Raw genomic sequence first — 14071 nt, 5'->3', positions numbered from 1 at the left:
GCAGAAGATTATTCTGCAGTAATTTTTATTTTTATCCCGTACATTCAATTAAACTAAATAAAAACTTTTAATCCAATTTCCTCAGGATTCATTTTTATATTCAAAAGGAAATCTACAATGTTCTCTGCTACATCTGGATTGGCATAAATTCTCTGAAAGTATCTGATTCTATCCAGCTCTTGAGAATTATTGCTGATTAGATTATCTACTATGGATCTCATATTTTTTATATCTTCACATATTATACCGAGATTGTATTTTTCAACAAATTGTGGATTTTCCTCCTCCTGGCCGGGCAGTGCACCTGTTATTATCAAAGGCGTATTACATGCTATTGCCTCCATTATTACATTTGGACTTCCTCTTGTGATTGCAATATCAGAACATTCCATCAAATCCTGTATATTCTCTGTAAAACCATATACTTTAACCTTGTCTCCATATTTTTTTACAAGGGATTTCTCCAGCTTGTTTTTCAAGGATGTATTTCTGCCTGCTATAATTTTTACAGTACAATTAAAATTATCAAGCAAAATCTGGGCTATCTTTTTCATATTTCCGACGCCCTCACCGCCGCTCATTATTATACATCTAAACGGTTCATCTTTTTTGGAATTAATATTATTGCTGCATTTATCCCTGCGATCATAAAATCTCGAACGTACAGGAAAACCCAAAACCTTTATTTTTTCCTCAGGAACTCCAAAATCCATGCATCTATTCTTTGCCTCATCTGTAGGACTTATAATATAATCAGCCCTTGGGTCCGCCCACAGGGGAGATATACTGACAAGATCCGCAATAAGGGTAACAAATGGTATCGTGATATGATACTTTTTCAGTATATTTAGAACAGATCCATTGAAATTTGGATGCAGTGTTAAAATCAAATCCGGTTTTGTCCTTTCCAATAAATCCAAAAATCCGTCTTTTATCATGGATTCTATAATATCGTTAATAAGATATGGTCTGACACAAGATATATCCCATATGATTTTCCATAGTCCTTCTGATTTCCTAGTTATAGGGCCATATGCTTTGGCCATGTCAAGCAAAGCAGTTCCTCCAAGTAAAAATCCATCTACACTGTAAATTTTCACATCTTTGATACTCGAAAATTTTTCATTTAGTGACTCCTCTATACTTTTATGACCATGTCCGGTAAAATTAGATGAAATAACAAGTATACTACTAATCATAATCAGTTCCTTCCATTAAGTTATATTATTTATATTATTTTTATCGCGCGAACCTCATTACAGTATACACATTATACTTTATACGATTAAATCTAAAACAATATTAAAAATCGGTTAAAATTTCATTAATTTTTTAATACTCAATGGAGAAATAGCTTACAATAAATTATAATACAGTAAGTAAAGGAGCTGTAAACTTTTATGAAGGGCAACAACATATCAACAATCTACACCATTTTTGTTTTTATAGTCCTTGCGGCTTTTGACAATATCATAATAGGATTGTTCCCTCCACTTTTTTCATCTATTGCAGGAGATATGAACGTACATATTTCCTCACTAGGAATTATATCTGCCGTTAACATATTGGTTACATCATTTTCATCGATTCCATGGAGTTACCTGTCCGGTAAATTCAATAGAAAATTTCTTGTAATTGCAGGTACCATAATCTGGTCATTGTCAGTATTCCTGACATCACAATGTACCAACTATATGCAATTACTTATTTTACAAATTTTCACCGGCATAGGATTAGGCTGTATAGCCTCAATTGGTTTCAGCATATTAACCGACTGCATTCCAAATAAATATAGGGGAATGCTGCTGAGCCTCTGGGGAATGGCCCAGGGGTTTGGAGGAATCTCCGGATCATTAATGGCATCACTTGTCGCTCCTTTTACAAGCTGGAGAAGGCCTTTTGAAATTGTAAGCATCATAGGCTTTCTGCTTGTCATACTGTACTTTTTCATAAATGAACCTGCTGTAGGCGAATCAGAACCTGAACTGCAAAGACTTGTCAAACTAGGTTATAAATATAATTATAATATTAAATTCAGCCATCTGTATGAAATTATCTCAAAACCAAGCAATGTTTTATTATTTTTTCAAGCGTTTTTTATGAATATTACAACAGGAACTCTTATATGGCTTCCGACGCTATATATTGCAAAAATTCATCAGCAGGGCTACAGTTTTAAAATTTCAATCATTGCTGCCGGATACCTTTTTGCCATATTTCAGTTGGGTGGTCTGGTATCTCCTCTATTCGGCCACATCGGGGATATACTTCAGAATAAAACATATAAGGGAAGGGCAACTCTTACATCATACTTTATACTTGCCATGATACCTTTTTACATAGCAGTTTTCATGCTTCCCATGAATGGACTTCAACTCCCGGAAGACAGCAATCCACTGTTGATACTCGTATACCTGTTAAAGCAAATTGCAACAAATCCGTGGATATCCACAATATTCATCGTATCCTTTCTTGCAAGTGCCCTGCAGTCTGCAAACACACCAAATTGGCTTGCTTTAATAACTGATGTAAATTTTCCAGAACATAGAGGTACTGCTTTTAGCATAGCCAACCTGGCCAATGGTCTTGGCAGGACTCTTGGAAATGCTGGAATCGGAGTCCTTTTTCCAATTATTTCTATAAATACAGGTGAACCACAGAATTACATAATCACTTTATCACTATTTCAATTATTTTTAATTCCATCAGCTTTAGCTTATATAAAAATGACAAAGAGCAATGTGAAAGACATAAGTAAAGTAAAAGATACTATGCGAAAAAGAGCTGAATCAGGTTAGCTTGCCACTCTATGCTTCTGTTTTGAAGAACTCAACAAATTCCTGCAGTTCCCGCGTCTTATTGTTGATATCGTGAATCTTGTTACATATTTTTTCCATTGTAACCAGTTGTTCTTCCATCGTTGCATTTACTTCTTCAGTAGTTGCAGATCCTTGCTCTATTATGCTGGAAGTATTGTCTACACACTTGTCAACTTCGTCCTCATTGTTTTTCATCTTGTACATTTCTTCATAAAGAAATTCAATGTCTTTTATCAATTCATCGGAGTTGTTTATTATGGACTCAAATATTTCTATAGTAGTTTCCAGCTTATCATTGGATCTCTCTGCTATTTGTGTGGTGTTAACAAATTCTTTCCCGATCTTATTTACAAAGACACCTATTTCAGTTATTATATCCTGTATTTCTCTAGCTGAATCCGAAGATTGTTCTGCAAGCTTCCTCACTTCATCGGCTACGACAGCAAAACCTTTCCCCGCTTCACCTGCTCTCGACGCTTCTATGGCAGCATTCAATGCCAGCAGATTGGTTTGTTCTGCAATAGACTTTATTGAATCCGTAATTGTCCCTATGGACTTTGATTTATCTGACAAGTCCTTTATATTAGATGCAGCACTTTGTATTGATTCATAATTCTTTTTAAATTCTTCCTTTAATTCTGTTGCAGACACAATTCCCCGCTGGTTCTTGTCTTTAGTCTGCCTGGTGTAATTTACAATTTTATTCGTACTTGTATTAATATTGTCCAGGCTCTTCTTGAGTGTGGAAAATCTATCAACTATTATGGACATGTAACTTGTCTGTTCAACTGTGCCATTGGCAATTTCCCCCATGGCTGTACTCACATTCTTGCTGGCTAAAATCAGTTCATCCACCTGATTGCTTGTATCTTCATTGCTGCTCTGTACATCTTTAATCATACCCTTCACTTTATCGATAAGGATAAGCTGTTTAGAAACTACACCATTAAAATTTTTCGCTATTTCACCCAGCTGATCCTGCCGCCTTAAAAATTTCTCTTCAACCCCTGCCATAAGATTTCCTGTAGAAACAGCATCCAGAGCTATATTGAGATTACACAGAGGATTTGTAACAAATTGTGAAATCAACAGGGCAACCAATATGCTGACAATAAGCATAAACACCACTATTGCCAGGAAAACATCATTCTGCGCCTTTACATCTGAAAAGGCAACGTCATAAGGAACTATTGTCAATATCCCCCATTTCAGATTTGACATTGGCGAATATATTGCAAGCAATGTGCTATTATTAAAATCATAGGTTCCCTGTCCGCTTTTGTTTGCAATAACCTCCTTTACCGGAGGAAAATTTCTGTACATGGATACCCTATTGAAATTAGACCAATCTTTATGGGCAACTACCATGCCGTTATTATCTACTATAAAAGTAATATCATTTTTATTCTTTTGCACATCATTTATAATTTTACTTAATGAATTTACATCAATAGTTGCAGTAACACATCCCACAATATTTGTACCCATTTTAACAGGTGCACTGTAGTAAAATTCCAGAGGCTTGCTGTTGATCTCGGATATTTTCACTTTTGAATACCCTATCTTACCGGAAATTGCATTTTGAAAATACTCTTCTCTGGAAATATTTTTATAAACTCCAGCTGTATTATATATAATCTGTCCTTTTGCATCTGAGATTGATATACCGTCAATTGCCTCATTTGACTTTGCCCCCTGGATTAAAATACTTTGCATTTCATCATGATTCATTGATTTGATATTGGGATTGTCTGCCATCGACTGTATCTGATTTGCTATACTATCCAGATTGAATTTTATATCATCATTTATTCTTCCTATCAGCTGCTCATTTGACAGATATATATTCTTTTTAATTAGATTTGTGGAATTTATACTTATATACGCTCCACCACCTATAAGTGGTACAATGACAAGAAGCGCAAGAACGAGGACCAGCATTGCCTTGAAATCTTTTTTTACATTAAATGAACTGAAACTCAACAGTTTTTGTATTTTATCTACAAACTTCATGACTACACCTCTTCCTCTGTTTAATGAAATTTATCATATTCTTCCTTTGTTTCGGGAATTTTCAACTGGCCAGATGTTACTTTTGCTTTAATTCCATTTACTTCATTCAAAATATTTTCTGGGACAAGCTTACCGGTGGTCGGTGCTATGTCGACTCCTCCTTCAGACAAACCGTATTGTAGTGTTGCTCCTCCATTCCATTTACCATTTTTCAGGTCCTTTGCAACATCATACACCGCAACATCCACTTTTTTCATAGCTGAAGTTATAACATTATCCGGCGCCAGAACACTCTGGTCAGAATCCACACCTATACAGTATTTTCCCTTCTCCTTGGCACACTCTATCAATCCGTTTCCCGTTGCACCTGAAGCATGGAATATTATATCAGCTCCACCATCATACATTCTGGAAGCAATCTCCTTGCCCTTGGCCGGGTCGGAAAACGAGCCTGCATATTCACTTACAACTTTGCACTTTGGATTTGCATATCTGACTCCTGCCATATATCCATATTGGAATTTCTGGATCAAAGCACTATCAACACCGCCAATAAATCCAACAGTATTTGTCTTTGTCATTTTCCCGGCTATGTAACCTACAAGAAATGAACTTTCATTTTCCTTAAAAACTACTCCTACTAAATTCGAAGGTGTATCATTACCATAAGTATTGTCTATTATTGCATATTTCTGTTTGGGATGTTCCTGAGCTTCGGCTTTTATAACATCTGCCATCATAAATCCAATACCCCATATCAGATCCTTTTTTTCATTTGAAGCAGATTCAAAATTTTTGGCATAATCATTGCTATTTTTTGTTTCGATATAGCTTACTTTTGAACCGAAATCCTTCTGTGCTTTTTTGAGACCCTCCCATGCGGATTGATTGAAAGATTTGTCATTAATTCCCCCAACATCCGTTATGATCCCGATATTAAGAGGTGCTGACCTGATCTGTTCCTGAGAATCGGAATATACCCTGGCATTCTTATTTGCACAGCCTGTAAAAACAATAGAAATACATAGAACCAACAAAAGTACCTTAAGTCCCGTTTGTTTCATTTCATTCATCTCCTGTAAAATCTACAAATTAGTGAATTTTTAGAAGCTATGATAGATCCTGCTTTAACATGTCCCTGTATATATTTTGTATTGCTATAAATTGTCCACCAATAAAATAACCATCATCATACAAATCCACATGATTTACCTTGACAATTGCAGGTATAGTCATATTTTTATGTTTGAATATAACTTCAAGCACATCATTCACTTCAAATTTTCTGTCTGATATAAATCCCATACCAGAAATAGAGAGGTCGACACCAGATGCTTCAAGATCCGACTTTTCAGAATTCACACTTGCAATTTTAAATTTGGAGCTGTAACCAAATCTTTCATTTATTCTGCGATCCCTTTTAAATATCTGATTTCTCCTGGACAGATAGCTATAATCATTTTTTCCCATATCACAACCCGCCTTTTATATAATTATTTATAAAATTTGTTATAGAAATGATATCATTGGAATATTAATAACTTGTTATATGCTTGTTAAATCAAATGCTATTCTGGCTTATAAATTCTCTAATCAACTGAGCAACATATATTTTTTTTGCAACTGGAAGCATATGTCTGATATTTGGAACAATAATTAATTTAGAATTGTCAATTTTCTCGTGAAGCTTTGTCGAATATTCAGGAAGTGCAAGGATATCATCGCCGCCTGCTACAATTAATGTTGGTATACTAATATTACCTGAAATATCCTCTAGATCAACTTTTATATCAATATCGAAATCCCTAATCAATACATCTTCAGATTCAAGAGTTAAAATAATCTGTGAAACATCGGGATTGTCCAAAGAAGAAAGACATTCCAGAAGATAGTCCCAATCTGCTTTTCCTTTTTCAACCATATTGTGAATTTTCTGATCCAATTTATAGTATTTTGCACTGGAGCTTACAATTATGCTTCTTTTTACTGAAGGAATGTTCCTTGCTGCAACACCAATGCATATGGTACCTCCCAGGGAATGCCCTATTATAGTGACATTATTCAAAGTAGAGACGAATTCAGACACAGCATCAATATAATCCTCAGCTCCTATACAATTTTTATTGTCGGAATCACCATGATTGGGTAGATCTATCAGATAGCAATTGAACTCGGGAAGCATTTGGGCCAGCGGCCTTAAAAATTTACGATTACATCCTGAACCATGTACAAATACAAGGTTTTCACTGCTTGATGAATTTTCTATAAGTTCATAATTAACACCATTGATTTTGTTATACATAAACATTCCTCCATATGTAATGTGATTTTTTCAATTTCTAAAAAAATAGCAGCTGCTAAATTAAAAACTCCAGCAGTCTGCAAAAACAACTCAAAGTATCTATAAGCTAAACTTAAAAATAATTTTAATGTTAAATTATTCAATATTTGTATAGAACACAACTGCATGTTGTACCAGCCCCAACAGACCAAAAAATTATATAATCATCTTTATTAATCTCTTTTTTTTCAATTGATGTTGAAAAAGCTAAAAATGGACTTGTAGTCCCTGTATACCCAAATTTATCACCTACAAATGTAAATTTTTTTATATCTTCATTTAGATCATCACATATTTGTTCAATACTTTTCTTTGCAAATTGGGATACAAAATATTTTTTTATATCTTTTTTCTGCAAATTATTTCTGGTAAGCACTTCTTCTATAGATATTTTCGCACTGTGAAAAGCTCCATCGAAGTTAAATGGTATCCATTTAACTAATTTATCTTTTATATTTAATCTTTTATCGTGGATAGTTAGAGTTAAGCCTTTAGCTGGTAAAAGTATCTTATCATAATTTCTTGAGTTTGTATAAAAATCCGAGTCAATAAATCCTGCATTTGTATTTGAAATATTTTCTAATATAATGGCACAAGCTGAGTCTCCAAAATTAGAATAAGTTATAGCTTCATCAAATCTTGAATATTTATTTAATTGATCTGAGCCGATAACAAGTGCATATTTTATATTAATGTTATCTCTAAAAATTCTACTAGCTTGTTCTAACGCAACAATCATACCAACACAATTAGCATTCAAATCATATACTGCACATTTTTGACCTGCCTGTATTAACTCATGGATTTCCAAAGCATTAGATGGTGAAAGATATTCAGGAGTACCTGAAGAAAAGATTATTAAATTTAATTCCGATGGATTAATATTAGTACTATCTAATACTTTTTTAGCTGCTTTAACTCCCATAGTTACTACTGTTTCATTAAAATCTTTTGAAATATATCTAGTATTTCTTCCTGTAGTCTTCAACAAATCATCTATATTTTTCCCCTGTTCATTAAAGTGGTCAATAAAAAATTTATTATCAACCTTATTTTTAGGATGATAATATTCAATTCCTCTAATTACAGCATTATGATTGTACATTATAAAATCCTCCATTCTTTTTATAATCTAGGTTTAATTAAATTCAACTTAAAAACATTTGACGAAACATATGTATCTAGGCTTTAACGATTTTAAAATTTAATGCTCTAAAATTTTATGAATTCTCACTTAAAATTCCAGAAAGCTTATTAATAGTAACTTTAACTTCATCCATGGATTTAACAAGAATATCCACTGAAGTTGTCTGTTCTTCTATTGATGCACCTGTCTCTTCAGTATATGCTGCAGAAGCCTCGGATATTGAAGACAGTTTCTTCATTGATTCAAGCAGAGTATTTTTCAAATCCTTTATTTTATCTAATTCTTCCTTTAAAAAATTTATCATTTCAATTATGCTGTCTGATGACAGTACAATATTGTCAAAGGACTTTATCGTAACATCCAGACTTTTATTGGATTCCTCTACAACGATTTTATTGCTTTCCACGTTTCCTTTGGTTTTATAAATTATGTCCATTATCTCTACTAAAATGGAATCCACGCCCTGAGTTGATTCTGCGGACTGTTCTGCAAGTTTTCTCACTTCTTCTGCCACAACTGCAAAACCACGTCCGGCTTCTCCTGCCCTGGCAGCTTCTATAGCCGCATTCAAGGCGAGCAGATTGGTCTGTTCTGCAATACTGTTGATTGAATCTATTATTTTTCTTATGGAGTTTGATTTTTCGGACAGCTTTGTTATTTGAAGTGCCACATCTTCTGTTGATTTTCTGTTTTCCTTGAATTTATCTGAAAGCTTGTCAATGGCTTTTGCTCCCGAATCATTATTCTGTTTTAGACTATTCATAGTGGAGACAGTTTCATCTATTTTATTTTCTGCAATTTCAAGCTTTTCGGCCAATTGGTTGCAAATCTTAAAATTACTGTCAACCTCTTTTGCCTGCTTTCCTGAATCAACTGCAATTTCCTGGGAGGCCTTGGCAACCTGATGAGAGGTTTCGTTGAAAATATCAAGAGATTCATAGATTTTTTTTGAACTGTTTTGCAGTGAATTGAATACATTGTTGACACTTTCCATTATGCTATTCTGAGCATCAAGCATTTTTGTCGTTTGTTTTTCCTTGTTTTCAGTAGAAGCAAATAAATTATATGTTCGTTGGGATATAAGAATTGCTATTGCAGTTCCCAACATAAATACTATCATAATGTATATCCATACCGGAATATTATACATTATTAAAAATTGGTTTGTGTAAAAAATTGCAAATATCAAATTCGATATTATTGTCACAGAACTATTGACTATTACAACAGTTTTATCATAGTATGCAATTGCCAACATCAGTATAACAAAATAAGCTTGAGTCATAGCTCCAAATCTACCATCATTTGTATATACAATAGTTAATGCTCCCAAAGCAGGAATAATTGAAATATAAAGATATTTAGTATATTTTCCTAATATTTTCTCCATCAGTTTTATAAGTATGCTTATGGCAGTCATTAAGAAAACTATGGCATCTCTTGAATTACCATTTAAGAAAAAATATACGAACAGGAATGCCATAATAGGTAATATTGCATTTACATAAAACATAAATAGATTCATTCTTTTCTCTTCATTTTTCAATGTATTTAATTCCATAATAAAATCCTTCTTTCTATGTATTTATGAGATCATGATTATACTGCTATGTATTTTACACTACTACATTTTTTTTAAATCCTTGTTACTACTATGTTAAAATATGGACTATTTAGCATAATTAACTGCAAACAAAAAACAAGCACTTACAGCATACATTAATTTTTATGCTATAAGCATTTTAAAAAGTAAAAACGGATCAAATTATAAAATGAGTACAGATTAATTTTACCTGATCCATACTCATCTCATTTGCATTACAACTTGAATTTATTCATATGAGTCATCATATCATTTGTCATATTTTCCAATGTTCTGGCTGATTCTTCAACATTTTTCGAGGATTTATCCATTTCCTCAGAGGATGCAGCAATTTCCTGTGAAGATGCCGATACTTCTTCAGCAACTGCTGATACTGATTCAATTTTATTTGATATATTTTCCTTTTCCTCATCTATTTTTACAGCTGAAGTATTTATTGATTCAATTTTAGGCATCATTCCACTGATCTCTTCAATTATAATTTTATAAGAATCAATTGCCGAATTCACCGCTTCAACCTGACCGGTAATTTCTTTATTCATATCTTCCGATGTATCAACTATGGTACTCATGCTGTTTGAAATACCATCAATCAAATTCTTGATATTTTCAGATGAATTTTTACTCTGCTCGGCAAGTTTTCTGATCTCGTCGGCGACTACTGCAAATCCCCTGCCCGCTTCTCCTGCCCTTGCCGCTTCAATTGCAGCATTCAGCGCAAGAAGATTCGTCTGCTCTGCGATACTGTTGATCAATCCGGTAATTTCATTTATTTTGACAATACTGGTGGTGAATCCACCTATTTTTTCTTTAAATCCAGAAGATATTGAATTTACCTTGTTAATTGATTGAATTACCAGCTGCATTTTGCTATTGCTTTCATTTGCCTTGTTGTTGATTCCCTTCGATGAACCATCTATTTCACCAATTTCATTTACTACCATATCGATTGCCTCACCGAATTCATTTACAATACCTGCTATGTTTACTAAATCCTCTGATTGTCCACTGGTTCCCTTTGCTATTTCCTGAATGGCTGAAGAAACTCCATGAGAATTGTCGGACACTTCATCTGATATATGCCTTAATTCCTTTGTATAATCCATAATTTTATTAAATGAATCCCTCATCCCCAAAAGTAAGGATTTTAGTGATTCCTGCATTTCCTTTACTGCCCGTGAAACATCCCCTACTTCATCATTCATTGTCAAAAATTTTTCAGATATCTCAGTCGTTAAATTGCCCTCTGCAATTGAACTTAACTGTCCTACAACAACATTTAATGGTTTTGTCATTCTTCTAGTGGACCTAAAGATAATCAATCCTACTAACAGTATAAGCACACCTGCTATTATAATTGATCTTATCATTAAAGAATTAACAGGGCTGAACAACTCCTTTTCAGAAATATGTATCCCAACAATCATATTTGAATTCGGGACAGAAGTGAAATATAACCTGTACCGTGTTCCATTAACAGTATAGGTTTTTTCACCGGAATTTGTTGAAATCATACTTCTTCCCGCAGCTGCAAGAGATGAATTTGATTCATTTTGGATTTTTTTAGTCATAATTTTTGACTTTTCGTCTGTTGCTACATACATTCCGCTTTTGTCTATTAAGAACGCCTTTCCCGTCTGTCCTATCTTCATATTGTTAATGTTCTTTTGCAGATTGGTTAAATCCATATCTGCAGTAGCAACACCTAAAATTTTATTGTCTGCATCCAAAAAATGAGCTGTTGCCGTTATCATGGAAACTTTTGTTACCGGATCGACATATGGCTGAGACCAGGCTATATCTTTACTAGTATCCAATCCTATCTTATACCAGTCTTGATTCGGATAATCATTTTCAGGCTTGCTCCAGTCATCAGTATAAACTACATTGCCATTATCTTTATATGCATACGGTCCGAAATATTTGATATTCTTTTTGTATTTGTATGGTTCAAACCAGACACCGACACCACAGGTTTCATAATTTGTTGTTGGAAACTTTTTTAACATTGATACATAATTATTTTTATTTAGAACATTATATGAGGCTTCAACCGTCTTTGCCAGAGTCTGGACAACTCTTGCGTTATTCAGCAGCAATTTTTGAGTCATTTCAGAACCGTCCGATAATCTGCTGTTCATCTCTGCAGTTATCTGTTGATTTACTATGGCTCTAGTACTAAAATAGGTAATCACTGTTAAAAAAATCATTGCAATTAATATCACCGGTATGATTATCAAGTTGATTTTAGTTGATATACTCCGCTTTTTCATTTGTTACCTCCCTGTATAGCCACTTTACAGTCCTAATTTAAGTTCTACAACATGACTATAGTTTTTATTACTATAGTTTTCGTAGTTTTTTGTAGAATTTCAAGTAAAAATGTCAAAATATATCAGGCACTGATAACACTGTTATCCTTATTTATTAAAATATCATTATAGGTGTCCATAAGTCCGCCGAAAACTTTGTTCCAGGATCTATTCAGTCCGGTATTTCTTCCATTTATACTCAATACATTTCTCAAATCTTCATTCTCAATCACCTCTATCATTAAATCAACAAGCTCATTGGCATCCCTTGCCTTGAATTTAAGTCCGTTAATTCCATGCTCAATTATATTCCTGACTCCTCCTGCATCGGCACCTATAACCGTAATACCTGAAGCCATTGCCTCAAGTACTACATTCCCAAAAGTTTCTGTCGAAGAAGGAAAAGTAAATATATCACTGGATGCATAAATTTGCGCCAATTCCCTTCCTCTTTTAAATCCAGTAAATATAGTATTTTCCGGAAGATCGTCCTTACACTTGTCCATGTACGGTCCTTCTCCTGTTATAATAAGGGCCACTCTTTCTCTATATTTACAGTAGATTTTTTTATAGGCATCAATCAGGATATCCAGATCCTTCTCAGGTGAAACCCTCCCTACATATAAAAATACCAATTTATTATTAATACCAAGTTGTCTTCTTAAATTCTCACTTCTCACTGCAGGATTGAACCTTTCAGAATCTATCCCCCTTGAAAAAATATCTGTATTTGATAGTCCTTTCTTTTTAAGATAGAATTTTGCCTCTTCTGATGGACACAAGGTCAAACTATTTTGATTGTGAAACCATCTCAGATAATTCCATACATAACCACTTAAAAAATCCAGATTGTAATAATTCAAATACTGACAAAAATTAGTCGTATAATTGGATACGGTAGGAATTCCATGTTTTTTCCCATATTTCAGACCCACCATTCCCATATTGAATTCGGTCATAAGCTGTATTATATCCGGTTTAAAACTGGACAATAGGTCATTCAACCTAAAGGTATTAGGAAAAGCTATTCTACATTCCGGATAAAGGAAAAATTTTATGCTGAAAAACCTCTGGATATTATAATTTTCATCTTCATCTACATTATTGTCAGGTGCAAATACCATATAATCAATATTGTTTTTTTCATAATATTCTACAAGTTTACTTAGAGTATTGGTAACTCCATTTATCTGGGGTAAAAAAGTATCTGTAAAAATAGCTACTTTCACATTATCCCTCCTATGTCTTTTGGCAAATCATAACTTTCCAGATTTGAAAAATCGTGTGAATTGAAATAGATTATTGATTCTACTGTCATATTTATAGTCGATACAGCATAGGTTATATCCCTTAGAAATGACCTCTTCTGCTTGAAATATTCTCGCTGCATATTGAAAATAATCGACAGAATATTTCTCTGCGGTAAACTTTTATTATTTATTAATTTCAGCTTGCCGCGTATGAGAAGAATTCGTAAATTAAAATGGAGTACTATTTCATATGCTATATGTCCAAAGATATTTTTATTGCTGTATTCCTCTGTATGATACAGACAGAAATAGTCACTTATATAATGGCACATAATCCCCAGAATCATCGAAAACTGATTAATATCCAGTTCATCATGAGACAATTTATCAAAACATTCAGATACAACATTCAAGCTATCCTTTAAAGTATGAGGATTCCTACAGGAATTAGGAGAAATATCCGGCTTGATATTTCCATACATAAAAAGGATTTTATTTAATTTGAAATTCAGTTCTTTTAAACAATGTTTATATACAATTTTGGAAAATATTAAGTGAGTATTTAATATCATCAACCTGACACCTC

Annotated in this window: 11 protein-coding genes; 1 reads left to right on the top strand and 10 read right to left on the bottom strand. The window is 33.5% G+C overall.

Annotated features, from left to right (window positions below; translation table 11 throughout):
* Positions 1 to 53: 53 nt before the first annotated feature.
* On the bottom strand, positions 54 to 1199 hold the full coding sequence (locus LKE46_RS05040) for an MGDG synthase family glycosyltransferase (RefSeq protein ID WP_291719014.1): 1146 nt from the start codon (positions 1197 to 1199) through the stop codon (positions 54 to 56).
* A gap of 201 nt (positions 1200 to 1400) precedes the next feature.
* Here LKE46_RS05040 and LKE46_RS05035 point away from each other — a divergent pair, with 201 nt between their 5' ends.
* Complete coding sequence (locus tag LKE46_RS05035) at positions 1401 to 2798, top strand: MFS transporter (RefSeq protein WP_291719013.1); 1398 nt, start codon at positions 1401 to 1403, stop codon at positions 2796 to 2798.
* Between the two features lie 9 nt (positions 2799 to 2807).
* Here the strand turns inward: LKE46_RS05035 and LKE46_RS05030 are convergent, their stop codons facing one another.
* The 9 genes from LKE46_RS05030 to LKE46_RS04990 all read right to left on the bottom strand — a co-directional run bounded on the left by LKE46_RS05030 (position 2808) and on the right by LKE46_RS04990 (position 14057).
* Positions 2808 to 4832, bottom strand: coding sequence for a methyl-accepting chemotaxis protein (locus LKE46_RS05030; RefSeq protein WP_291719012.1), 2025 nt, complete (start codon positions 4830 to 4832; stop codon positions 2808 to 2810).
* 20 nt (positions 4833 to 4852) lie between these two features.
* Positions 4853 to 5896, bottom strand: a complete 1044-nt coding sequence (locus LKE46_RS05025; protein WP_291719011.1) for a BMP family lipoprotein — start codon at positions 5894 to 5896, stop codon at positions 4853 to 4855.
* 46 nt (positions 5897 to 5942) lie between these two features.
* Positions 5943 to 6302: a PilZ domain-containing protein gene (locus LKE46_RS05020; protein ID WP_291719010.1), complete on the bottom strand. Its 360-nt coding sequence runs from the start codon at positions 6300 to 6302 to the stop codon at positions 5943 to 5945.
* A gap of 91 nt (positions 6303 to 6393) precedes the next feature.
* Positions 6394 to 7134: an alpha/beta fold hydrolase gene (locus LKE46_RS05015; RefSeq protein WP_291719009.1), complete on the bottom strand. Its 741-nt coding sequence runs from the start codon at positions 7132 to 7134 to the stop codon at positions 6394 to 6396.
* Positions 7135 to 7273: 139 nt separating this feature from the next.
* Positions 7274 to 8278 (bottom strand): ketoacyl-ACP synthase III, encoded by a 1005-nt coding sequence (locus tag LKE46_RS05010; protein ID WP_291719008.1) that lies wholly within the window; start codon positions 8276 to 8278, stop codon positions 7274 to 7276.
* Positions 8279 to 8393: 115 nt separating this feature from the next.
* The gene (locus tag LKE46_RS05005; protein ID WP_291719007.1) at positions 8394 to 9881 is read right to left on the bottom strand and encodes a methyl-accepting chemotaxis protein; all 1488 of its coding nucleotides are present in this window, start codon (positions 9879 to 9881) and stop codon (positions 8394 to 8396) included.
* A 257-nt stretch (positions 9882 to 10138) separates the two neighbouring features.
* The gene (locus LKE46_RS05000; protein ID WP_291719006.1) at positions 10139 to 12196 is read right to left on the bottom strand and encodes a methyl-accepting chemotaxis protein; all 2058 of its coding nucleotides are present in this window, start codon (positions 12194 to 12196) and stop codon (positions 10139 to 10141) included.
* Positions 12197 to 12318: 122 nt separating this feature from the next.
* A complete protein-coding gene (locus LKE46_RS04995) occupies positions 12319 to 13464 on the bottom strand; it encodes a glycosyltransferase family 4 protein (RefSeq protein WP_291719004.1) in 1146 nt (381 codons plus the stop codon).
* Positions 13461 to 14057 carry a zinc dependent phospholipase C family protein gene (locus LKE46_RS04990; RefSeq protein ID WP_291719002.1) on the bottom strand — a complete coding sequence of 199 codons (597 nt, stop codon included), beginning with the start codon at positions 14055 to 14057 and terminating at the stop codon, positions 13461 to 13463. Before LKE46_RS04990 ends, LKE46_RS04995 begins: the two co-directional genes overlap by 4 nt.
* Positions 14058 to 14071: the final 14 nt, after the last annotated feature.

The organism is Clostridium sp., from assembly GCF_022482905.1.
Classification (GTDB): domain Bacteria; phylum Bacillota; class Clostridia; order Clostridiales; family Clostridiaceae; genus Clostridium_B.
The sequence above is the reverse complement of the archived record's forward strand: the minus strand, read 5'-3'. Positions and strand labels throughout refer to the sequence as shown.